This is a genomic window from Desulfomonilaceae bacterium, assembly GCA_041662605.1.
GTDB lineage: Bacteria > Desulfobacterota > Desulfomonilia > Desulfomonilales > Desulfomonilaceae > CAJBEZ01.
The window spans coordinates 1-24453 of the sequence record JBAZSD010000033.1; the positions used below are offsets into that span (position 1 = coordinate 1).

The window sequence follows — 24453 nt, forward strand, 5'->3', positions numbered from 1 at the left end:
TAAAAGACCTTGTGACATAATTAATTAACCTCGTTGGTGATGGTTTCTCTGTGATAAAAGAATACTATCATCTTGATTTATCAAGAACAACGAGGTTTTTTACTTTTTTTCGCGAAGGATCATGGAATACCTCTAGGAAAAAGACCATGAAATGAATTATACACTCACCCAACATTTTCCATTTAGGGGACAACGTTTTTTACTGGAGGAGGAGGAAGTTGTCTTGATCAAACCAGTGCTTTTCGTTCTTTCAGCTCCATCAGGGTCGGGAAAGTCGACCCTGATAAATCGGGTCCGATCCATTGTGCCTGATCTGTTTTATTCAGTTTCATGCACTACACGAGCCCCAAGACCTGGCGAAGTTGATTCCGTAGATTATTTTTTTCTAGACCCACGTGACTTTGAGGAAATGATAAGAAACGGTGGTTTTCTAGAATGGAAGGAAGTTCATGGCTCTAGGTATGGAACGCCGTCCCAGCCTATACTGGACGCGCTCGCAAAAGGTCGGAGGTGCGTTATGGACATAGATGTGCAAGGCGCTGCGGATGTGTTTGAAAGAATCAAGGAATCGGTGGGTGTGTTTATAATGCCACCTGGTCTGGACGTTCTTGAAAAGCGTCTCAGGCGGCGCGGATCTGATTCGGAAGACTCCATTAAAACTAGGTTAAAAAATGCTCAGGAAGAGCTAAAATCCGCAGGATTGTTTCCTTACAAGATTGTAAATGATGATTTGGAACGAGCCACTCTTGAATTAGTCTCCATAATTCTTAAAGAATCCGGGAATTCTAACGAGAGATAGTCATTCCGGTGGCGTACCCATCACAACATCGATTTTCCGGGATACGTTTTCCCTCACAACAACCATTCGGACAGTGTCGCCTGGCTTGGTGTTGGAGATGATCAACGATAGGTGTTTTGCATCATGGATAATCTTTCCATCAGCGCTCAAAAGAAAATCTCCTTTGCGAATACCCGCCAGAAACGCCGGAGTAGCCCCTAGAGCATCATCTACAACAACACCGTATGGAGAAGTAAGTCCTAACGCTTCAGCTCTTCTTTCATCGAGGTCTTCAACATACAACCCTAGCCATCCCCTCGCGTCCTTAGAATGGCTCTTTTTTTGTTCAAGCAGTTCGATTATGTAATTTGATGGTATGGAGAACCCGATGCCTTTACCCGATGCTATTATGGCTGTATTTACCCCTATGACCTCCCCTACCATATTGAACAATGGACCGCCTGAATTTCCCGGATTGATCGAGGCGTCGGTCTGTATAAAGTTGTCATCGGGTCCCAGCCCCAGAAATCTGCCCTTACCGCTGACAATGCCTACCGTCACTGTCCTGCCCAGACCAAAGGGATTGCCAACAGCTAGAACCCATTCACCAACTTCAATTCGCGAAGAATCGCCGATCCTGGCCTTTTCAACCTGAACCCCGGCGTCAACTTTGATTAAAGCCAGATCCACCCTGGGATGTGTCGCTACAACCCTCGCTGGGAGGACTTTACCAGTGGACATTGTAACTGATATCTTTTCCGCGGAAGCTACTACGTGCGCGTTGGTCACAATATGGCCTTTATTATCACAAAAAAAACCACTACCCAGGCTATCACTGATAGCCGCATCGCTGGTACCATCGACCCCCTTGAAATCAGAATTTCTATTCTTGATCGGCTCAAGTCCATCAAACAGGCGTTTAGGGTTTTCGCTTCGTTCAACCGTGATAGATACAACAGAAGGCCCAAGCTTCTTTATAAGATCTACCAGGTCAGGACATCCATTCTGGACGCTTGTTTGTCCTGTAGAATTCTGGGCCGAGCAGCAAGATGCGGAGACAAGGCAGAAAACAAGAATGGTGGAGGAAATAGCTACCATGTCGAATAACCGAGCCAGAATACTCCCGCCCAAAGTCAGCCGCTTAAATGATGTCTCTGGTGGAACAGTCATCAACTGAAAGACAGCGCTCCTCGTGCATAATCAGGAAAAAATCTATCGCTGAACCCTACAGGCCGACTCTTATCACAATTTTTCCAGAAAATTAACTAACTAACGAGTAATAATGATCTGATTATTTTAGCCGCGGTGATGGAACTCAATTCCGATTTGTCAATTTCGGGCATCAATTCAACAACGTCCACACCGATTAGATCAATATTGACAAGAAATGCCAGAAAACGCTCCATGAGGCTGTAATGCCATCCCCCAGCTTCGGGGTTTCCAACACCTGGAAAGCAGGATGGATCCAGAATATCCAGGTCAAGAGTCAGATATACAGGCCTCCCTCCGATTCCGGCAAGGAGCGTCTTCTCGTGACCAGGACGGAAGCTTCGCAGAGCCCCGTGATTTCTGATCCACGCGAACTCTTCGCGAGTCCCTGACCTTATTCCTAGCTGTATAAGGTTTTCGTGGCCGACAATTTCCACTACACGTCTCACGACGGTCGAGTGGTTAATCCGGGCGCCCTCATAAGAATCCCTGAGATCAGAGTGAGCGTCAAGATGTAAAACGAGAAATTCGTCGTGACGTTTTTTCAGCGCTTCAATTATGGGCAGCGTAACTGTATGTTCCCCTCCTATGCAGAGAGGAATACCCCCAAGTTGAAGGATTTCAGATACTCTGGTTCGGATCTCTGTCAACTTTTCCGACATGGACAAGCCTTTCAACTCAAGGTCACCCAAATCACAGAAAGGATAATCCGACAGATCTCGATCCAGATATGGACAGTAAGACTCAATGGAATCCGAAGACAATCGGATCATTTCAGGAGCCTGATCAGAACCACTTCGATATGTTGAAGTGATGTCCAGAGGCACTCCAAGTATCGCAGGTCTGCCTCTAATTACTTCCCGGGAATGGCAATTGAGAAAAGTTAACTCCGCCATGTTATGAACATCTCGTTTTTCAGCGACCTATCAGCTCTCGCACAAAGTTGGGTAAAACAAAGGCTGCCTCGTGAATTCGCCTGCTGTAAAAATTTAGAGCTTTCAATTCCTCGTCAGATAGTCCGGCGCATGGCCTGGACAAATCCATAGGCTCGGCGGAGCACATTGTGAACGACCATAGAGCGCCCGGATAACTTGGAATGACGCAGAGGTACGGGATGGCGGAATCGATCCCAAAAACTGATCCCAGGTTCTTCACAGTGTCAGCAAAGATTGTCGACATGAACAGAGGGCTTTCTGTTTGAAACGCCGCTACCCCACCTTCTTTTAGAGCTTTCTTGACGGACCGATAAAAGTCGAGTTCATACAAAGCCTTGCCAGGGCCTACCGGGTCGGTCGAATCAACAAGAATGACATCAAATTCTTCCTGGAACGTCTTCACATACGCCGCTCCGTCCAGACAGACTACCTTGACTCTGGAATCAGACAGACCGCTCGAAATCTCAGGGAAGAATTTCTTGCATGTGGAAACAACTTCGGCGTCTATCTCGCACAACGTTATTGATTTCAGAGTTGGATATTTTACCAACTCCGTGATTGCGCCGCCGTCTCCACCGCCTATAACCAATGCTGTCTCCGGATGAGAGATCATTGACATGGACGGATGGGTAAGCATTTCGTGATAGACAAAAGCGTCCTTGTCGGTGACCATGAAGCAACCATCGAGAGAAAGGACTCGCCCCATGACCGGCGTTTGATAAACCTCTATTTTCTGAAATTCGCTTTTCGTTTCAAACAGCTTTTTCGAAAAACGGACAGAAAAAGCGGTATTATTCTCATAAGCCTCAGTAAACCATTCTTTTTCGTTCAGGGACATAACACCACCGCCGCAAATACCGCGCCTACTCTAGTCACTTTGAGCGAAGTGGAAATGCTCTTTATTTCTCGAATTTTTCTCTTACGAATGACTTCCATACCTTCTTTTACCATTTTTCTCGCAATAGCTTCGCAACTTTCCGAGTCACCATCATGGGAAAATTCCATTATCAGTCCAGCCTCAAGCGGATCTTCGGGGATCCCTACCGCTACCGCGGCTGAAATTACGATGTCCTGAAAGTCCGAGGATCTGTCACCGTAGGCCAAGGGGACAAAAGATCCCTTTTGCAAAGGTATCCTTTGGATCTCTTTTACTCCTGGGGGCAAGATACTGCTCATTTTTATTAAATTGGTATCTCCTACTCCAGCGTCCAACAGCGCAGCGTCAAAGGCGTTCAACTCCCTGGAGGCTTCACCGCTTCCTGCAGTAAGGAAAAACGACGTCGGCATAGCGCCAAACATTATATTTTCTCCCAAATCCAAAAATAATCGCACAACATAAAATATTAGCGGTGATAACGCAACATCAAAAAAAGCATGGGTTAACGGAGATTATGGAAGGTCTTTATCTTTTTCAAGTTCGCTAGAAGCGCCTGGGACGCCGCATTCTCGCAATATTTCCTCTTTTGTCTTGTCTAGTTCCTCTCTTATGGCTTCTCTTGCCCCGTGCAGGAACATTTCATTTTTGGACAACCTCGCCTCAATTACCTGAACTTTCGGCATAAGAAAGAACGCCCCATATAGAATCACCCCTATTAACGCAACCAAATTGAAAATCTGAAATATCCAAATTCCAACTATACTCCATCCGGTTTTGCTTTCCTGTTCCCTTGATTGAGTGGTCTTCTGGGATGATGTCCCCGCAGCTTCAATTTTTTGCGGCTCCAGTGCTGAGGAGGTTGATCCGGGAGTTTTGGCCGCGGCCTTAAGATCCTGCTCCTGAACCGCGGATGATTTGGATGACACTGGGCTTGTTCCAGTTTCACCAACCGAAGTCTTTATTGGGATTTTTATAGTTTCACGAACCTTGTCACCCTGATAAATTTTTACCTGTATCTGTTTTCCGTTTAGGTTCGAAAGTCGCGCGAGGTCAGGATCAGGTATCAGCACAACAAAGACCCCGGAATCCGCGGTGACTTTGAATTTATCCCATATTTCCCTGGGGACCTTGGTCTGTTCAGGTTTTCTGACAATTTGAGAATAAAGAAGATCTTTCTCAGGAATCTCTACACCTAGAGTCTGATCTAGACCGGACCTGTTGTCGATGTTAATTATCTCACCTTTCTTGATGTTATTATCGTTGAAGGTTATGGAGGTCTTGTCTATATTGATGGAGATGTCCCGTCCTGATCCCATTTTCACAGCGTTATCCGACTCTGATGGACCCTCCTGAGGAACCAGTAGCTGCTGATCAACATACATCGAAAAGAGGTCGGAAAAGTTTTTGCCAGAGAAAAGGTTTCGAGCGCTTTTATCGACCAGCTTGAGTCCTATGGATCTGGTTACCGCTTCTTCAAATTTCAGTTTATTGGGATCATATGTTGGACCAGCAAACGGGACAGGCTTTGTCGGACGATTATCCGAGGCTATCCATTCGATGTTTACCAGATTGATATTTCTTATGAGGGCCGGACTTTTTCTATTGAGTATGAGCGCAAATGATTTGAACTTTTCGTGAGGATCAACCTTCATTATAAGAACTTCTTTTTTCCCCATTTCCACTGAGACTTTTGGGGTAAATCCTCCCTTTGAATCCTTGATTCCGTATGTCGTGGCGAAGCTCAGCTCTGGAATAAACGCGAAGCACGCGCCAAACGATATTATAATTGCCAAATATCTTATTATTTTAAAGCACATATCATATTTTCCTCAAGCTTTTATTTCGTTTGGCGCGTCGCTAATTCGACAAAAATAGAAGCTTTTCTAGTGGTTGGCGATTTTATCAGGCGACATAAAGAAAATCAATGAATAAGTTTGAACCTGCGACGCATATTCTTTTATAATAAGGTTTTTGCGTACGATGCACTACATGCGCCGACTACTCCTAAGAGGTTTTTCCCGATGAAACCGCCATTTGAGTTTGTTTCCAAAAAATCTGCAGATATAAACCCTTTTCTGGTGATGGATGTTCTGGAAAAAGCGATGGAAATGTCCAAGCACGGAGAGGATGTTATTCACTTGGAGGTTGGGGAACCGGATTTCGATACTCCGTCCAATATTTTGAAGGCTGGCATCGAGGCGCTGAAAAAAGGAAGAACTCATTACACTTCCAGTGTTGGAATCCCAGAACTCCGATGGGCGGTATCCAGTTATCATAAGCGGCTTTACGATGTGGATGTCGACCCGGATAACGTTATTGTAACTTCAGGGTCTTCTCCGGCGATATTTTTGACACTCGCTTCCATTCTGGACCCTGGTGATGAAATCATTCTTTCAGACCCTCATTACGCGTGCTATCCCAATTTCGTAAATTTTCTTGGGGCGGTCCCCATATTTGTCCACATACACGCTGAAGACGGATTTGAACTAGACCCTGACTCGGTGAAAAGCGCAGTGACAAAACGAACCAAGGCAATCTTGATCAACTCGCCTTCAAACCCTACCGGAACCCTGATAAAACCGGATAACATGAAAGAACTGGCCAACGTGGGCGTTCCGATCATATCCGACGAAATTTACCATGGGCTTGTTTATGAAGGTCAAGAGCATTCCATACTGGAATTTACCGACAATGCGTTCGTGGTGAACGGCTTTTCCAAACTTTTCGCCATGACGGGTTGGCGTCTCGGATACGCCGTCAGTCCCCCACAATGTGTTCGCCCAATACAGAAAATGAGCCAGAATTTTTTTATTAGCGCGGCTGATTTTGTTCAGTACGCGGGAGTAGAAGCGCTCACCAGCTCTTCCGATCAAACGTTGGAAATGAAACGAACCTTCAATGAACGCCGAATTGCCATGCTCAAAGGATTACGCGAGATCGGGTTTGAAATAAAGCACGATCCGGTGGGCGCATTCTACATCTTGTGTGATGCTCGCAAGTTCTGTTCTAATTCTTACGAGTTTGCCTTTGATATACTTCGTGAAGCTCATGTGGGGGTTGCGCCGGGAATAGATTTCGGAGCCAATGCCGAAGGATTTTTACGGTTTTCGTATACTAATTCCATGGAAAACATACTTGAGGGGCTCAATCGAATTCATGATTATTTTCAAAGGCGGTTCAGATTTTGATCTCAAACATTTTGCGAACTGATAGCTCAAAGGGCATTTAATGAGTTCCAGATCACGTGAACGAAAAATCTTCATAACTCGTCATGAACTTTTTCCGGACACGATCAGGTTTTCACCAGACAACATTCATTACCTGCAAAATGTTCTCCGCCTCAAGACTGGGAATACCGTAACGGTTCTGGATGGTTTTCGCAGTTACAACGTAATCCTGGAGCGAAGCGCTGAAGGGAAACTGATTGGCGCTATCGTGGACTCTTGCGGAGAAGGGCCAAGTCTTCCAGTAAGAGTCGAGTTGGCGTTTGGGTGCGTTAGGCCAGGGCCGACAGAGGAGATTTTAAGACATTGCACGGAACTAGGAGTTGAATCGTTTTTCCCTCTATTATTAGAACGTTCTAGCCGACGCCCACAGTCGACGAGGACCCGATGGCTCAAAATCGCTTCTTCGGCTTGCGCTCAATCAGGACGAACGAAAATGCCTGAAATTAATGAACCGACGGGGCTTACGCAGTTTCTGGGAAAAGTTAAGCCGGATTCGTGTTTGATCTGTCTGGTCAACAAGCTTGAAGCGGCGCCTCTCGGCATGGTCCTGGATACTTTTGCCCCTAAGAGCGCCATTATACTGGTAGGGCCGGAGGGAGGGATCACTGACGAGGAAGAATCCCTGCTCACTGGAGTTGGCAGTTCGTTTGCGTCCTTGGGTCCTTTCATCCTCAGAACTGAGACAGCAGCGATACTCGGAGCAGGTTCGGTCATGAGTTGGGCATTTTTTAGAACAAATCCCTCAGGACCAATCGCTGGGGAATGAGAAGAAGCCTCCAAAATGACACATTCGGTTTTTCTCAATTCGTTGACCGCTGTCAATCTGCATGCTATTTTTACAAAAAGAGAATATTATAGAATTATTAACGGGTCTGTTAATGATTCGATCGAGTGAATTCTAAGGCCCACGAATTTTCTGTCGAGGTAGTGGATGGCGACTAGGGACGTTGATAGTGTAATTGATTTATGGCAATTTTCGCCAAAGCTCATCCATACATCACTGCCTTCTTTTCCTGACACTGTGACAATTTCCAATGCGATCCCAGGTGTTTCCAGCGCTCTAAACAAATTTGGAAAGGTTGGATTCGGTCCCTGGATAGCTTTCACACTTGAACACCCCGACGAGATTTGGGATCTTGTAAGCCCTTCAGAAGACATTGACCATAAAATGTTACTGTACTTCAGTTTCTTTGGAGACACGGATAAAGTCCCGGCGTTTTGTGTTGAGGTCAATTGGCTCGAAGAAGGCTTGGAGGTCAATAATTTCGTCCTGGTCACCGAATTGGATAAGCTGGAACGCCTTCGGTCAGGAAATCTGGTCTTTAGCGCTCGCAAAGAGTGGGAACGCGAAAAGCTGGTCCGAAGCCTCAATGACGCCGCTCTTACAAAATATGACGAGGATCGTCTCGATGAAGCCCACGAACTGATTAATCAGGCTATTCATCTGAGTAACGTGGGACGAGCTTATTTATTCAATAATCGTGGCCTCATCCGCTGGAAACTTGGCCTGGTTGATCAGGCCAAACAGGATTTTGTTTCGTCTATTAATTTGGATGATGAAAATGGAGATCCCTATTTCAATTTAGGCTTAATCTATTTGGATGAATCCGATTCCGACAAAGCGCTTCATTATCTGGCCAAGGCCGCTGATATTGACCCTGAAGATTCCCAGTTCCTGACTGAATTAGGCCATCTGTATCTTGAAATGGACAGAGAAAAAGACGCCCTGGTTCTTTTTAAAAAGACCCTCAACAAGGATACTGATGACGCTCAGGTTTATTTCCATTTGGGTCATTATTTCCTGTATAAAAAGCGTCAACCACGAAGCGCCGTAAAATATTACAACCTGGGTTTGAGAACGGAACCGTCCGATCAGTTTGCCCTGGCTGATTACGCAGTGGCTCACCTCATTCTGGGGAATAGGAAAAGAACCTTAGAACTTCGTAAAATTATCGAGAGTTCCACCGATTTAGCTCCCTATACGGTTAGTCGCCTTGTTTACCTGAATTTACAAATGGGCTACTATGATGACGCCCTAAAGTATTATGAACAGGCACTGGTTGACAAGGAACCGTTTGAACCCGAGTGGCTCCATTACAACGCGGCCCTTATATATGCCAGCACTGGAAGGTACAAACAGGCATTGGCGGTTTTGGATCTGGCTGTTCAGGCTGGGGGAGCGGCCGTAATTGAAAAGGCTCTTTCGGATGGGGCCCTTCAAAGGCTTAAAAAAACACCTTTGTTTCGAAAACTTGTCAGAATGTCCAATAGAAGGCAGGACCGATAAAACCTGTTTTCTGCTATAATTATACGGTTATGTGGTCTATCGTGAACTTATTCGAAATTGTCCTGTTTTCAGGATGTCGGATACCTTCCTTGCTGGATTCTGTTTTCGAATCATCTCATAATCATGGCTTAGACATTTTCAGATCAAATCCCGCAATTTGTTTTGACTAGCGGATTCATAGCTTTCTTCACAGAGTCTCAGGAGGCTTCATGGACGGATATCAGAACAGGCAGGACCAGAATAGTCCATTCGGAGAGTTTCAGCGTAACTTTGACGATTACAGGCGCAAGCTGAATCAATTCATGAAGGGCTGGGGATTCTGGGCAATGTGTGGAATCCTGCTGATCATGTACATCTGTTCGGGCTTTTATGTTGTGGGACCCGGAGAAAAGGCCGTCGTTCTTCTTTTTGGAAAAGAATATTCCATATCAGACCCGGGCCTTCGTTATAGACTCCCTAAACCTTTTATGAATCAAATCGTAGTAGATGTTACCAAAGTCAGACGAGCGGAAATAGGCTTTCGTAGCGATGGATCTAGAACCCGTTCGGTTCCGGCCGAATCGCTAATGCTGACTGGGGACGAAAACATAGTAGATGTTCAACTATTCGTCCAATACATGGTGCAAGATCCCGTCAAATTTCTTTTTGGAGCTGATGCGCCCGAAAACACCCTTCGAGCTTCCGCCGAAGTAGCCCTTAGAGGAATAGTAGGCGAAAACACCATCGATTATACAATGACAAAGGGTAGAATGGAGATCCAGCAGAAGGTGCAGTTATACCTGCAAAAACTTTTGGACAATTACAATACCGGTTTACTTATTACCCAGGCTCGACTGTTGGTAGTGGACCCGCCATCTCAAGTTCAGGAAGCGTTTCATGACGTTGTGAGGGCTTGGGAAGATCGGGAACGACTTATAAAGGAAGCCGACGGCTACTCGGAAGATGTGATCCCCAAGGCAAGAGGTCATGCTCAACAGGAGATAAGACAGGCTGAGGCGTTTAAAGCTGAGCGGGTAATTAGGGCCCAGGGTGACGCCCAACGTTTCTCTCTGGTTGAATCAGCCTATTCGAAAGCTCCCGGAGTAACAAGGGAAAGATTATACCTCGAAGCCGTCGAAAAAGTTTTTTCGTCAGCTAGAAAGCTGGTAACCCAAAGTTCGGACTCCAAGGTCATGCCGCTTCTCAACCTCTCTGACGCCTATGGACTTCTTACAGCCCCACCCATCGACAAACAGAATTCCACAAATGATCAATCCAAGAAGGGACAGTGAGAATCATGCTTAAATATGTTTTGGCGCTATTCGTTGTAGCTCTGATAGCCCTTCAATCGCTATTTGTGATTCAGGAATGGGAACAGGGACTAGTCCTGGAATTCGGCAAACCTGTGAGAATAATTCGTGATCCGGGGTTGTATTTCAAGATTCCGGTTATACAAGAACTTATAGTGCTGGAGAAGAAGATTTTAGCCGCAGAAGCCAGACCGGCCGAATATATTACTCTGGACAAAAAGCGTCTTACTGTGGACACCGTGTCCAGATGGCAAATTGATCAGCCTTTGGTTTTCTTTCAAACTGTCAGGAATTATACGGGGGCCATTGCCAGACTTAATGACATTACTTCCGCGCGCCTCAGACAGGAAATCGCCAATCACAACTTTAAGGAATTTATTAGGGAAGAACGCGAAAAGATCATGAATCAGGTGACGAAAGGAACCGAAGAACAGGCAAAACGATTTGGTATCAGGGTTATAGATGTTAGAATCAGGAGGGTTGACCTGCCAGAGGAGGTTCAAAGCAGCGTATTTGCTCGAATGAAAGCTGAAAGAGAGAGAATTGCCAAGAGATATAGAGCCGAAGGCGACGAGCAAGCCCGCGAAATACGGGCAACAGCAGACAAAGAAAGGGAAATCATTCTCGCTGAGGCATACAAGAAGGCTCAAGCATTAAAAGGAGAAGGTGAAGCTGAGTCTGCGAAAATTTACGCTGAGGCTTATACAAAGGATGAGGATTTCTTCCGATTTACGAGAAGTATTGAAGCATACAAGAAAATCTTCTCAAAGGACACCGTATTCCTGTTGAATCCGGATTCACCAATGTTGCGATTCCTCGAATCTCCTTACGGAAAACCTCTTAACAGCGCTGAACGGAAGATTGCCGGTCCTAAGGCCCCGTAAGTCCGCTGGCCTATCAATTAAATTGACAAAGGTATTGGTAACAATTAACTATCATCACGTCTGCTGCGTTTCAAGTCATGGGAAAATCTGTCCTACCCCTGGGATCGACTTTTCATTGTTTTTTAACCGAGCAAATTTGCAAAGGATTATTTAAAAATGAAAGTTTTACTTGTGTATCCGACTATCCCCGACACTTTTTGGAGTTTTAAACATATACTAAAGTTTATAAGGAAGCGCGCGGCGCACGTCCCTTTGGGACTTCTTACCATTGGTTCGATGTTACCCCAGGATTGGGGAATAAAGCTCGTTGACATGAATGTAGAGCCCCTGACTGATGAAGACCTGAAGTGGGCCGATATGGTATTCATTGGAGCTATGGTAGTCCAAAAAGACTCCGTTCGGGAGGTTGTTCGACGCGCGAAGGATCTCAACAAGCCCATCGTAGCAGGCGGACCATTATTTTCGAGCACCCCGAAAGAATTCCCGGAAATTGACACGTTAGTCTTAAACGAAGCGGAGATTACTTTACCGCTCTTTCTTGAAGATCTCCACAAAGGGTCTTTGCAACGCATTTATACCTCTGAAGAGAAACCTGACATAACTTTTACACCTTTGCCCAAGTGGGATCTCATAAATATGAGTTATTACGCCTGTATGTCTATTCAATATTCGAGGGGTTGTCCATTTGACTGCGAATTCTGCGATATAGTTCAACTCAACGGCCGTAAAACTAGAGTCAAGTCCAATGACCAGATGCTTCGTGAATTTGAAATTCTCTATCAGATGGGTTGGCGAGGCCGATGTTTTATAGTTGATGACAATTTCATCGGCAACAAGGCCAAGGTCAAATCATTATTGGCTGAATTGGAGGGTTGGCAGAAAGAACGTGAATATCCGTTCTCTCTGTTTACGGAAGCTTCGGTAAATCTGGCCGATGATCAGGAATTGATGTCACTCATGACCGCAGCGGGTTTTGATTCGGTATTTCTAGGACTTGAAACACCGGAAGAGGAGTGCCTCGCTGAATGTGGAAAACGCCAGAATCAGTCCAAGGATTTGGTAGAAGCGGTTAAGACCATTCAGAGGAATGGCATGGAGGTTATGGGAGGCTTTATCATAGGATTTGACAATGATCCGCCAAACATCTTTGAAAGCCAGATCAGGTTTATTCAAAGCAGCGGCGTAGCCAAAGCGATGATAGGTCTACTCAACGCCATACCGGGCACAAGATTATACCAACGGCTTCAGCAGGAGGGCCGGCTACTTGCCGATTGCACGGGTGACAATTGCGATGGCTCGTTGAATTTTATTCCCAAGAAAATGGACGCTGAAACCATTCGAGCTGGATATCAGGCGGTACTCAACCACATATATTCGCCTGCCGAGTATTACAAGCGAGTTCTGGAGTTCCTCAAGGAATACAAACCCACTCGACGTAAAAGAATCGACCGATTGGAAATCAGGGCTTTCTTTTCTTCGATCCTGTATCTGGGAATACTGGACAAAGGGAAATATTATTATTGGAAACTGTTAGTAAATGCGCTGGTCTTTCATCGAGAGGCCTTTGGTGAAGCCGTCTCTAGCGCTCTTTTCGGATACCACTTTCGTAAATTGTTAAGCAAATAGACCAAAGTTAACTCAAATCGGGGACACCGTCTTCTTCAAAATGTCTCCGATCTGAGTAGTTCGGGTTCTGGTTGTTGACCAATAACTCGTGAGACTGTTTGAAAAATAGTTCACCGTTGAGGCGCATTCGCCATAGTCCATCATCTCCCAATCGAGGTGGTTCTTCTATTGTAAATGTTCTTTCGAATCCAGGAAATCCGAAACAAATCTGTTTGCCTTTGATTATTACGGTTGCGCCGCGAACATGATAGTAGTGCCCGTGAAAATCACCTTTTCCATCCTGCCGGATATTGATTGTAGTTCCGGATGTTCCCTGCCAATCTCCAATAAAGATGGCTTGTTCGGAAAAGTTGTTGTCGATTCGTGAAGACCAATAAGCAGTTTTGATCCATGATGACACACTGGCGCCGAGAACAAAAACCGCTCCAAGAAGAATCAAGAAAATTATCGTCTTGTAAGTTCTCATGTTGGTATTTTAGATGAAAACGTTCTATCGGATGGATAAATACGAATTTCTTTCGAAGATTTAAAAACCCAAATCAAAAAGAAGCCCGACGGATTCTAAAAAAGGGTATGGCTCCAAAGAAGGAGGATACGGACTTCCGTCGGGCGATTACATGACTAGCTAATTTAGCTTAGCTTACCCAAAAAAAACTGTCAAGCGATAAATTATAGAATATCGACTATATGGAAATTTCTCACGCAATTTGATAGAAATTGTAAACCACAAATTAATCTTGTAAGGCAGGCAGATCTTGAGAGACGATCCAATAATCCTTAAAACCAGCAAAGAGATTGAAATATTAAGGGAAGCAAACCGAATCGTCGCCAATATTTTGGCCAGAATCGGTGAAATCATTAGGCCTGGGATTACAACCGGTGAATTGGACAAGATAGCCTCGGTCATGATCAGAAATTCCGGCGGCAAACCGGCGTTCAAAGGTTATCGAATGAGTAACCGACGCCCCTACCCCGCCTGTATATGCTCTTCCGTAAATGAGCAGGTCGTTCATGGCATTCCCGGACCTAGGATTCTGAAGGAGGGAGACATTGTAGGCGTTGATGTGGGGGTACTGTACAAGGGTTTTGTTGGAGACGCCGCACGTACTTATCCCGTGGGCTCCGTCTCCGAAGACGCCGCAAAGCTCCTCAACGTGACGGAAGAATCCTTGTATAGAGGAATCGAACAGGCAATTCCGGGAAACCGGTTGCAACAAATATCATCAGCAGTACAGAAACACGTTGAGGCTAATGGATTCTCCGTTGTTCGTGATTTTGTAGGACATGGGGTAGGACGCAACATGCATGAACCCCCTCAAATCCCTAATTACACCGGAGTCGGTGGAAATCCACGTCTCGAGATCGGAATGACGTTGGCTCTCGAACCGATGGTCAATCAGGGCTCATGGAGAATCAAGCTGCTCAATGACGAATGGACGGCAGTCACAGCAGATGGGAAGCTTTCGGCGCACTTCGAACACTCAATCGCAATCACGGAGGATGGACCATATATACTTTCGAATCTGTGAACTCACCGTTAGTTGAACCGAACGACATTGAAATGGCGATCCAGTATCCCTGTCGGCTATAACGCCTTGTGCGAATCTACTGCGATACATTTGTATTGTAGGTATGCAGGTCTCTAAAAATTGAAAGACTTCAAATCAATTTTTCTCGGTAAGAGAATAACGGTCATGGGCCTGGGGCTTTTGGGCCGCGGGCTCAACGACACTCTGTTTCTGGTTAAGTGTGGGGCAAAAGTAACCGTGACAGACCTAAAGACGGAGGAACAGTTAGCCCCATCCCTTAAAAGACTTCGGGGATTGCCCGTCCGAATTAGGGTTGGAGGTCACGATCCAACTGATTTTGTTGAAACTGACATGGTCCTTAGAAACGCTGACGTTCCAGAATCGTCTCCGTTTTTGAAGTTGGCCGCTGATCATGACGTCCCCATTGAAATGGATGAGAGTCTTTTCTGTAAACTCTTTAGAGGCTTGGTCATAGGAATCACCGGTACCCGTGGAAAAACTACCACTACGGAATTGATTTACAGAATCTTGAAGCAAGTCAAACCCAGGGTCTATCTCGCAGGCAACATCATGGGTGTAGCCACGCTTCCGCTTCTCGCCGATGTTGCCCAAGGAGACATCGTAGTGCTCGAACTTTCCAGTTGGCAGTTACAGGGATTCCACGATGCCAAGATTTCGCCTCAGGCTTCAGTATTCACCAACATTTATCCAGACCACATGAATCGTTACCAAGGCATGGATTCATATATAAGAGACAAAAAAGCGATTTACATGTATCAGAAAGGACTTGATTTTTGTCTTTTCAACGGTGATCAGGCGGCCACCAGAATCCTTTACGAAGGGGCGCCGGCCGGTAAAGATTTGTTTTCTTTCGTGGACGTTCCAAAGGACCTTAAACTCAAAATTCCTGGAGATCACAATATTTCGAATGTCGCCGCAGCATGGAGACTAACGTCCAGACTGGGAATATCAGATGAGGTCATTCGTGCGATAGCGGAGAATTTTGAGGGCGTTGAACACAGGTTAGAAACTGTGGGAATCAAAAATGGCGTGCAATTCATCAATGACTCGACCAGCACAACTCCTGTCGCCGGCATAATGGCCCTGAACGCTGTTCAGGCAAACCGTATTTTCCTTTTGGCAGGAGGAGCGGACAAGGAACTTGACCTAGCGCCATTCGCGGAAGCAGCTTCCAGAAGGGCGTTTAAAATAGCCCTACTGGAAGGAACCGCAACATCAGCCTTATATTCAGATCTAGTTTCTAAAGGGGCCGAGAGCAAGATTATCGGCCTTTTCGACAATCTCAGACAGGCAGTTATGTCGCTTTACGAACAAGCGTCTTCAGGTGACGCTATACTTCTCTCACCGGGTTGCGCCTCATTCGGAATGTTCAACAATGAATTTCACAGGGGAACACTCTTCAAAGCCATCGTCGGAGAAATTCTTTCCGAGCCCCGGTAAAGCAACCCCCATTTCAATCCCATCGTGTTTTTGGGTCGTGGTAAAACCGCTACGGGCCGACTGCGCCTCAACGAGCAGGCGCTTTTTTCACTTTGCCCCGCCGCCACTTCCTTCAATCGAGCATTTGGAGAAGTCTATGGGTTGTTTACAACTCTTACAAGTGTGAGTCCGATCGAACTCATCGGAAAAGATTTCTCTTTCCGTTCCGCAATTTGGGCATTTGCAAATGAAAGAACTTAAACTTTTGTTGGTTTCAAATCCCGGGCAGTGCATTGGTGTGCTCATGTAAAACCTCACTTGATGACATTGGCCTGAGCATAAGCTCACGTACAGTTATAATAATTTTGACCTGGCCTTCAGGCAATATTTTTTTGATTCTCTATCACTGATAATAGGGAATGAAACCTTGGGTAGAGGGATACGAAGGTTCTTGGAAATTTGGTGAAAGTATTTTAAAGGTTCGCTTGGTCACAGGCTCACACTTTCAAATAGGAGCGAGCCCAGGCCCTTTTACAGCTAACCTTCAAGTATCATTCTGAGTTCTTTGAGTTCTTTCTTGATCTCTATAAGCAGATCGCGGTAGTCCACTTGAGTGTCATTGGATGCGGCGTTCTCCATTCGATTCTCAAGGGCTTTGATTTCCTCTTTTACACGAGAAGCCTTAGGCGCCTTGGCCGCCTTCTTTTCCGCCGCCGCCTGCTTCTTCATTTCTTGAAGCCTTTTTTTTGCGCCGGCGATAGTGAACTTTTCGTCATAAAGAAGATGTTTTATTTCGAGCAGTAATTCTAAATCTCGCTTATGGTACAATCTTTGTCTAGCCCTTGTCCGAGTAGGTTTCAGAATCTTGAATTCTGATTCCCAATACCTCAGAACATAAGGCTCAACATTCAGAATTTCACTTACTTCACCGATTTTAAAATACTGCTTCTCTGGAATCGCGATGGTCATTGCAAACCCACCCCTCCATATGAGAATCCACCGAAAGCCAAACCGGAAAGTCGAACCGGCTTTTCACTAACAATGAAAGCAAAAAGCCTTTGTCTTATCATTCTCTTACAGTGACACCTAACTCTCTTGTGAGAGTCCCGGTCACCTGAGAATGAACCTCCTGGACTTCAGCGTCGGTGAGGGTTCGATCCTCAGACTGATATCGGATCCGGAACGCCATACCTTGATGTCCCTCCGGAATCGATTCTCCCCGATATAAATCAAATAGGATCACTGAGGTAATGATATCATGCCCTAGACGTGAAATCAAGAGTTTAATCTTATCTTCTGAACAATTTGTTTCAACTATGATCGATAGATCTCTTTCTACATAAGGGTAGCGGGGAAGCGGCCTAAAGACCCTATCCTTACGTGTTTGAACCAAAAGAGGCTCTAGGAAAACGTCAAAGATTTGAACTTTCTTACTTAAACCAATTTCTCTAGTCTTCTCTGGAGATAACTCACCAAGAAATCCTATATCTTCTCCATTAACAATTAAATTCGCACTCTTACCAGGATGTAAGAATTTCTGGTGGGACGGTACAAAATGAACATCCGTTATCGCAAGACCGTCCAGGACATTTTCCAACGCGCCTTTTATGTCAAAAAAGTCAACTTCTGGTCTAACTTCAACTTTTCCAAGTATGTCGACCTCGCCCCTGTTAAAATGCCACACGTCAGGGTATCTTGATCCACATGCCACTCCGGTTAGTTTAAGATTCTCTCGAGGCGTTTCCGAACCTGAAACAGGAACAAATGTCCTGCCAATTTCATATAACCTCAAGTTTTCATTCTTGAAATTTATATTTCTCTTTAACGCGCCGAAGATACCCGGCAGGAGAGACCTTCGCATTACAGTGAAATCCTCTGTCAATGGATTCATTAACGCAAAGTCTATTTCGTCTTCACACTCTTCACGGAAAGAATCCGCGAGTTCGCTGGAAATAAAAGACATTGTTAGGATCTCAGTGAATCCGGATGAATTCATCAGGTCCCTGAATCTATTGACCATGTTATATTCACGCTTGGTGTTGTCCGGCTCCGAGCCACAAACCGGCATAGTGGCGGGAATATTCTGATACCCGTGGACTCTTGCTATTTCTTCCACATAGTCGACCTCCCGTTCAAGATCCCATCGCCAACTGGGAGATACACATACCAAATCGCCCTCACATCTTCCCGAGATCTGGACATCAATACCAAGACTTTCGAGATAGGTTTTCATTTGGCCGGGAGCGAGGTCCAGCCCAAGAGTCGCATTGACTTTAGAAGGTCGTACCCTGGCGCTCTCGCGAACTATAGGCTCGGGATAAACATCTATTTTCCCCTTTAAAATCTTTCCTCCGGTCCATTCCTGGATAAGCGCTGTTACTCGATCGGCAGCCCATCCGCATCCCTCAGGGTCCACTCCTCTCTCAAACCTGAATGAAGCCTCTGTAGACATTCCAAGCGCCTTGGCCGTTCTTCGGATACCGAAGCGTTCAAAACACGCGCTCTCTATGACGACCGTGCTGGTAGTATCCAGTATCTCCGAATTCAAACCACCCATAATGCCTGCCAGAGCAACGGACTTTTCTCCGTCTCGTATCATCAGAGAATCCAGGGGTAGTTTTCTCTCTGTCCCATCAAGTGTCTGGAACGATTCTCCGGGAACACATCTTCTGACAACAATCTTCCTACGGGCCAGGGATAGATGATCAAACGCATGCAGAGGCTGGCCGAATTCCATGAGCACATAGTTCGTCGCATCGACAACATTGGATATTGGCCTCACCCCTCCTCTGAACAACCGCAGCCTTACGGAAAAAGGTGACGGTCCGACTTTAACATTGTCTATCATTCTGGCGACATAACGGGGGCAAAGCTCAAAATCAGGGACTTCAACAGCTAACTCGGTTTCTATCTGTCTATCAGACTCTTCGATTCTAACATCGAGGCTCCTGAGCGTACCTCCGGAAAGAGCCGCGATTTCCCTGGCTACCCCTATCACAGATAGACAGTCCCCGCGATTCGGGGTTATGGATATTTCAAAAATTATGTCCTCAATATCCGGAAAGGCCTCAATCAGAGACACCCCTACCGGAGTGTCGTCAGCAAAAACGAGTATCCCTGACGCGTCTTCCCCTAGACCAAGCTCTTTTTCTGAGCAAAGCATCCCTGGGGATTCCACGCCTCTAACCGACCTGCTTATAACCCTTACGCCTGACGCCAGGACGGTATCTTCAGGGGCATACGCGGCTATTTGACCTTGCTGAATATTGGGGGCACCGCAGACTACCGTCTCGGACCTGTCGCCGATTCTAATCAATGCAAGCTTAAGTTTGTCGGAGTTCGGGTGAGGTGTGACTTTCTCAATTTTTGCAGTGATACATGGGGCCAACTCTGACCCAACACGGGTCACCGATTCAACTTCTATGCCTCCCATAGTGAGAAGTTCAGCCGTTTCCTCAGGCTCCATATCAATATCGACAAACTCTTTCAGCCAATTTGAGCTGACGAGCATACCTTTTCACCTCTTATTACAATTGTCGTTGTCGGCAAGATTTTAGTTAAGGATTGGCGTCGGGGTCTATCGGACCCAAAAACAGGGGAATCCGACCAGCCGGAACGTTTTTTAAAATTGGCCCAAGAACCGAACGTCATTTTCATAGAACAGGCGGATATCGGGAATTCCATATTTCAACATGGCCACTCTCTCAACCCCCAAGCCAAAAGCAAACCCGGAATAAATCTCCGGATCATAGCCCACAAATTTGTACAATGCCGGATCCACCATTCCTGACCCCAATATTTCGAGCCAACCGGTAAACGAACAGGTTCTACAACCCGATCCACCACAAATTACGCATTGTATATCAACTTCCGCGGACGGCTCAGTGAAGGGGAAAAAACTGGGCCTGAAGCGAAGCCCCAGTCGGTCTCCAAAATACTCCCTGGCAAAGGCCGTCAGGACACCTTTCAAATCAGAAAAGGAAACTCTCTCGTCAACCCAAAGCCCTTCGACTTGCATGAACATCGGAGAATGTGTCACATCCGCGTCACGCCTGTAGACCTTGCCGGGGCAAATAACCTTAACAGGAGGTTTTCTTTTTTCCATTGTTCTGATCTGAACGGGTGACGTATGAGTTCTCAAGAGCACGTTTTCAGAAAAATAAAACGTGTCCTGCATGTCTCGCGCTGGATGATTCTTCGGCATATTCAAAGCTTCAAAATTGTAGTAATCAATTTCAACTTCCGGCCCCTCAGCCAACTGAAAGCCTAACCCCGAGAACACCTCGACCAGTTCTTGTGTCACCCGGTTGAGAATATGAGATTTCCCGAGAGGCAATCGTCTTCCGGATAAAGTCACATCTATCGTTTCAAGCGCTAACATATCGCGCTCAAGCGCATCCCTCAGATCAGATTCTCTAGTCTCGAACAGGACTTCTAGTTCGGATTTGATTTGATTGGCAAGTTGCCCGACTACAGACCTTTCTTCTACCGGAAGATTTTTCAACCCCCTCAAAATCGAGGTCAACTCCCCTTTCCGTCCAAGGATTTTTGTGCGGGCCTCATTGAGAGCCGTTGGGTCCATTGTATAGGCCAAGAGTTCAACGGTAGAGGCTCTGAGCGAATCAAGTTGATCTTTCATTCCTTGGGCGTCCTTTCTTCAAGACGAACCCTCTATAGGCTACGCAAGAATTCTTGAATCAAAAGTTATTGCAGTTCCAATTGAGAAAAAAAACGGTCACTGAGACCGTAACCGATTAATAAATTTTTGCCAGGCGACGCGCAGAAACCAAAAAACGCGTTGGCCCGGCCTATGCGATCAAAACGAAGGACAAAATCAGACCTGAAGCGCCTGCTTGGCCTGGTTCACAACCCCTGAAAAGACTACTGGGTCCGATACGGCCAGATCTGCGAGGATTTTCCTATCTAACCCGAGGCCAGCCTTCTTGAGTCCTTCTATGAACCTATTGTAGGGAAGCCCATTGAGCCTGCACCCTGCATTAATTCTAGTTATCCACAAACTTCTAAAATCTCTTCTCCGGACTCTGCGATCCCTATACGCGTAACAAAGGGCTCTTTCAAGAGTCTCCTTTGCCTGTTTCAGAGTGCGGCTTCGCCCACCTACAAAGCCCTTAGCGGCCTTCAGTATTTTCTTCCGTCTCGCCCTGCTTGCAGGCGAACATCTAACTCTCGGCATAACTATCTCCTTAAATCGCCTCTTATCAAAAAAGGCTCCGTGATTCCTATCGGCAAATCAAGCGCCGACCATTTTCATAACAGCCTCATAGTCCGTGGCTTCGATCAAAGGTTAACCGTAGGGTAGCAATTTTCTAATTTGTCCGACGTCTTCAGGACTAATATAACCGCTTTGTCTCAACCCTCTTTTCTGCTTGGTTGATTTTGAAGTCAAGATGTGGCTGCGATAAGCCTTTTTCCTTTTTATTCCGCCACTTTTTAAGACCGTGAACCTCTTTGCGGCCCCACGGCACGATTTCATTTTTGGCATGTTCAGTTCTCCTGGAAATTAGTAGCTTACAACTGTTTATTTAATCGAGTGATCTAATAAAACGCGCTTTCCGAACGCTGCAATTTGTTGAGACTTCATCAGAAAATCAGCGCGGTATCAAATCATTTTTAATGTTTACAGGACATACAAACAATGGGCTCATTGTTTTAATTACCTTCAAAAAAGCTCCCGTCGTGCTCTAGCTTTAAATCGGAAGTATATTAAACTAATACAAGGCGTACGCAAATCGATCACGCCCTCAAACTTTTGTTTATACTCCATTGGGTACAAAGAAACAATTTTTTTTACAGTAATTAAAATCATTATTTGACATGAGCGTTTGCCGGTGATAACAATGCCGTCCGAATCTGTTTGGCGTTTATTTTTGAGAGACCCTCCATCGATCATTCTTATGGTTGATAGGCAGTTAGTGACGGACATCAATTTCTCAAATTGGTAGCGCATTGTCACAATCCGGGATTCAATACCGAGATATATTGCTAAAGTAATGAACCTTTTGTAGCAACCTGTTGTCTTGCATTTATGAACCCTATTCCACTCTCAAGAAGACGTTGGCTTTTTCTGGGATGAACTTGGTTGAGGCTACTTAGATCCAACAATCCATAAACACAGATTCTAAGTTGTATTGAAAAATTACGACTGCTTACTAAAACGACTTTTCAGCCGCCGTGATGGTCACGTATGTTGTTGGAAGGTCATAAACTAAATTTGTTTCCATAGGAGGAACCATTTTGGAAAGATGTAAGACTTGCGGTAGAGAATATTCGGCAAACCAAACTATGACCTATTCAGTATACGGTTATTGTTCCTGGGAATGTTTGATGAACAAGAGGGGCCGGACTGGTCCGTCTCCTAGAAATAACAAGAAAACCAACGCAAACAGGAATTCTGGGCAGAACAGAACAAAGTGGGTATAATTTAACCTGCGGCGCGTTACAATTTATTGACTTCAAGGCTTCTTTTACAAATCTGATTTCCTTGCGTCACTAGTTTAGTCCTCGGAAAAATTTTGTTATAGCCTTCAATAAATATTTAATGACCATGTAAGGGCTTCAATCCCTTTTAATTGTGGTCAACATCATCAACATGATAAAAGTTTCGTGAGTTTGCGCACGCATCGTAACTCGAAACATCCACACGTCGGTTCGAGTCGTAACCCGGACACGTTTGTGCGGGTCTAAAGAAGGGGCGTAATTGGCTTTTCACATGACAGGTGTCAGTGAAAATACCACTAATGTCGTGACTGTACGCGCGCCGACTTCGCGCGTATGATTGCCAACGGAGATAGGAGTATGAACAGATACGACCATCGCAAGACCGTCCAAGCGCTGGATGACGCTTATCGGAACCTTGCGCTGCTTACTCTGGAGCAAACCACAGGAACCTCTGTTACGAGAGGCTTTTCAGACATACTACCCTCGGATTCTTTGCTCCTCAGCCAGTCTACGATTGACCAATTGAGTGACATGGTCACCTCACAGACCTCAGTTGCTGAAAGAGATCTGCAGGAGCGCATTCTATACACTTGTAAGGATCTTATTGTCGAATCAAGAAATTCCTCCCTTTCCGATATGTTCAAATTCTACATGGATAAGGGGAGGATGGTTGTTCAGGGCGTCAAGATACCTGCCGTGGAGATCGTTCCATGGCTCCAGACTCAGGATAAGTTTGAACTCCGAGAAGAAATGCGAAAAGAAATTGGTATCTTCTGCAGGGTTATTTTGAACCCCATTTTGCTTAGCATTCTTGACGTAACAACTCGAACAGTTAAGGAAACTTTTGGATTTCACAGTTTGGCCGATTATGTTGAAAAAAAAAGGGATTCTTCCTTTCAAGAGTGGGCCGATATATTCATCAACTTTTTGTGTGAAACGGACGATTTATATTTTACCAACGCCAGATCGTGGGCGGAACAACGATTGGGCCGGACAATCGAAGAACTCAACAGGTGTCACGCTCTTCGCTTGATGAGAATAGACGATTTCGACAGTTGTTTTCCGACATCGTCTCTTGTTGAAACTGTACAGGGCGCTTTTCTTGGATTAGGCCTGGATTTGACGAAGCGAAAAGACATAATAATAGATATTGAAGACCGCCATGAAAAAAGTTTCGACGCGCTCTGTATACCCGTGGATCTGCCAGGAAAGATATTTGTCGTTATGCGTCCCATTGGAGGTTTGATAGATCTTGAAACCTTGCTACACGAGATGGGACACGCGTTTTTTCTGAGCGGATTTTCGGCGGAACTCCCGATTGAATACAAGAGATTTTATCGATCCGCTGCCCTCGATGAGGCCTTCGCGTTTCTGTTCGCTCAGTTGGTGGAGAACCCCGTCTGGCTAAGCGATGTGGCCGGAGTTCCAGTAGGTCAGGCTGATACATTGGCCGATTTGTCAAGAACGAAAAGATTGCTTTTGATTCGTCGTCATATCGGAAAATTTCTTGCTGAAAAGGATTTGTTCGAGGTTGGTCCGTTTAAAGATTCCGCCCATTATTGTAAATGGCTGAACAGGTCTACAGGATTCAATTACGAACCTGACGGATACCTTATTGACATGGATCGGGACTTCTATTCTGCGGAGTATGTTTGGGCCTGGGCTGGGGCGGAAGTCATGAGGAACTTCCTGGAAGACACATTTGGCGCAAACTGGTTCCAGAAACGTGAAGCCGGCGATTTTCTTGGGAAAATATGCGTAGAAGGACGAACAAACTCTCTTGATCAGGCCCTGATAAAGTTTTGCGGAACAAAAGCCGTGTTGCCTCGATTTTCTTGAACCAGCCTGTCTAGTGGTTCAAGCGGCCGAACGAATCACAGAGAGGCACGCCAAGTCTGAATGATACGAAGACG

21 protein-coding genes are annotated in these 24453 nt (G+C 45.6%); 10 read left to right on the plus strand and 11 right to left on the minus strand.

Annotated features, from left to right (window positions below; genetic code table 11):
- Nucleotides 1–223 precede the first annotated feature (223 nt).
- On the plus strand, nucleotides 224–799 hold the full coding sequence (gene gmk, locus WC647_18020) for a guanylate kinase (protein MFA6224200.1): 576 nt from the start codon (nucleotides 224–226) through the stop codon (nucleotides 797–799).
- Here the strand turns inward: gmk and WC647_18025 are convergent, their stop codons facing one another.
- From WC647_18025 to WC647_18045, 5 genes are all read right to left on the minus strand, one after another.
- Complete coding sequence (locus WC647_18025; protein ID MFA6224201.1) at nucleotides 800–1948, minus strand: trypsin-like peptidase domain-containing protein; 1149 nt, start codon at nucleotides 1946–1948, stop codon at nucleotides 800–802.
- Between the two features lie 95 nt (nucleotides 1949–2043).
- Complete coding sequence (speB, locus tag WC647_18030) at nucleotides 2044–2883, minus strand: agmatinase (protein MFA6224202.1); 840 nt, start codon at nucleotides 2881–2883, stop codon at nucleotides 2044–2046.
- 19 nt (nucleotides 2884–2902) lie between these two features.
- A complete protein-coding gene (gene speE / locus WC647_18035) occupies nucleotides 2903–3760 on the minus strand; it encodes a polyamine aminopropyltransferase (protein ID MFA6224203.1) in 858 nt (285 codons plus the stop codon).
- Entirely contained in the window at nucleotides 3751–4221 is a 471-nt protein-coding gene (locus WC647_18040) for an arginine decarboxylase, pyruvoyl-dependent (GenBank protein ID MFA6224204.1), read from the minus strand. Before WC647_18040 ends, speE begins: the two co-directional genes overlap by 10 nt.
- A 90-nt stretch (nucleotides 4222–4311) precedes the next feature.
- Entirely contained in the window at nucleotides 4312–5616 is a 1305-nt protein-coding gene (locus WC647_18045) for a hypothetical protein (GenBank protein ID MFA6224205.1), read from the minus strand.
- A gap of 204 nt (nucleotides 5617–5820) precedes the next feature.
- On the opposite strand from WC647_18045, the gene WC647_18050 reads away from it, so the two are divergent.
- From WC647_18050 to WC647_18075, 6 genes are all read left to right on the plus strand, one after another.
- The gene (locus WC647_18050; GenBank protein MFA6224206.1) at nucleotides 5821–6987 is read left to right on the plus strand and encodes a pyridoxal phosphate-dependent aminotransferase; all 1167 of its coding nucleotides are present in this window, start codon (nucleotides 5821–5823) and stop codon (nucleotides 6985–6987) included.
- Nucleotides 6988–7027: 40 nt separating this feature from the next.
- Complete coding sequence (locus WC647_18055; protein ID MFA6224207.1) at nucleotides 7028–7792, plus strand: RsmE family RNA methyltransferase; 765 nt, start codon at nucleotides 7028–7030, stop codon at nucleotides 7790–7792.
- A 165-nt stretch (nucleotides 7793–7957) separates the two neighbouring features.
- Nucleotides 7958–9313, plus strand: a complete 1356-nt coding sequence (locus WC647_18060) for a tetratricopeptide repeat protein (protein ID MFA6224208.1) — start codon at nucleotides 7958–7960, stop codon at nucleotides 9311–9313.
- A gap of 209 nt (nucleotides 9314–9522) precedes the next feature.
- A complete protein-coding gene (hflK, locus tag WC647_18065; protein MFA6224209.1) occupies nucleotides 9523–10584 on the plus strand; it encodes an FtsH protease activity modulator HflK in 1062 nt (353 codons plus the stop codon).
- A gap of 5 nt (nucleotides 10585–10589) precedes the next feature.
- Nucleotides 10590–11486, plus strand: a complete 897-nt coding sequence (gene hflC, locus WC647_18070) for a protease modulator HflC (GenBank protein ID MFA6224210.1) — start codon at nucleotides 10590–10592, stop codon at nucleotides 11484–11486.
- A 156-nt stretch (nucleotides 11487–11642) separates the two neighbouring features.
- Complete coding sequence (locus tag WC647_18075; protein MFA6224211.1) at nucleotides 11643–13112, plus strand: DUF4070 domain-containing protein; 1470 nt, start codon at nucleotides 11643–11645, stop codon at nucleotides 13110–13112.
- Between the two features lie 7 nt (nucleotides 13113–13119).
- On the opposite strand, the gene WC647_18080 is transcribed toward WC647_18075, so the two are convergent.
- On the minus strand, nucleotides 13120–13578 hold the full coding sequence (locus tag WC647_18080) for a hypothetical protein (protein MFA6224212.1): 459 nt from the start codon (nucleotides 13576–13578) through the stop codon (nucleotides 13120–13122).
- 289 nt (nucleotides 13579–13867) lie between these two features.
- Between WC647_18080 and map the strand changes: the two genes are divergently transcribed.
- A complete protein-coding gene (gene map / locus WC647_18085; protein ID MFA6224213.1) occupies nucleotides 13868–14641 on the plus strand; it encodes a type I methionyl aminopeptidase in 774 nt (257 codons plus the stop codon).
- A gap of 120 nt (nucleotides 14642–14761) precedes the next feature.
- Nucleotides 14762–16102, plus strand: a complete 1341-nt coding sequence (murD, locus tag WC647_18090; GenBank protein MFA6224214.1) for a UDP-N-acetylmuramoyl-L-alanine--D-glutamate ligase — start codon at nucleotides 14762–14764, stop codon at nucleotides 16100–16102.
- Between the two features lie 516 nt (nucleotides 16103–16618).
- Here murD and WC647_18095 read toward each other — a convergent pair.
- The 5 genes from WC647_18095 to rpmI all read right to left on the minus strand — a co-directional run bounded on the left by WC647_18095 (nucleotide 16619) and on the right by rpmI (nucleotide 21584).
- On the minus strand, nucleotides 16619–17050 hold the full coding sequence (locus tag WC647_18095) for a MerR family transcriptional regulator (GenBank protein MFA6224215.1): 432 nt from the start codon (nucleotides 17048–17050) through the stop codon (nucleotides 16619–16621).
- A 97-nt stretch (nucleotides 17051–17147) separates the two neighbouring features.
- Entirely contained in the window at nucleotides 17148–19592 is a 2445-nt protein-coding gene (gene pheT, locus WC647_18100; protein ID MFA6224216.1) for a phenylalanine--tRNA ligase subunit beta, read from the minus strand.
- A gap of 111 nt (nucleotides 19593–19703) precedes the next feature.
- The gene (gene pheS / locus WC647_18105; protein ID MFA6224217.1) at nucleotides 19704–20720 is read right to left on the minus strand and encodes a phenylalanine--tRNA ligase subunit alpha; all 1017 of its coding nucleotides are present in this window, start codon (nucleotides 20718–20720) and stop codon (nucleotides 19704–19706) included.
- A gap of 195 nt (nucleotides 20721–20915) precedes the next feature.
- The gene (gene rplT, locus WC647_18110; GenBank protein ID MFA6224218.1) at nucleotides 20916–21275 is read right to left on the minus strand and encodes a 50S ribosomal protein L20; all 360 of its coding nucleotides are present in this window, start codon (nucleotides 21273–21275) and stop codon (nucleotides 20916–20918) included.
- A 111-nt stretch (nucleotides 21276–21386) separates the two neighbouring features.
- A complete protein-coding gene (rpmI, locus tag WC647_18115; GenBank protein ID MFA6224219.1) occupies nucleotides 21387–21584 on the minus strand; it encodes a 50S ribosomal protein L35 in 198 nt (65 codons plus the stop codon).
- A 1313-nt stretch (nucleotides 21585–22897) separates the two neighbouring features.
- Between rpmI and WC647_18120 the strand changes: the two genes are divergently transcribed.
- Nucleotides 22898–24379 carry a hypothetical protein gene (locus tag WC647_18120; protein ID MFA6224220.1) on the plus strand — a complete coding sequence of 494 codons (1482 nt, stop codon included), beginning with the start codon at nucleotides 22898–22900 and terminating at the stop codon, nucleotides 24377–24379.
- Nucleotides 24380–24453 lie beyond the last annotated feature (74 nt).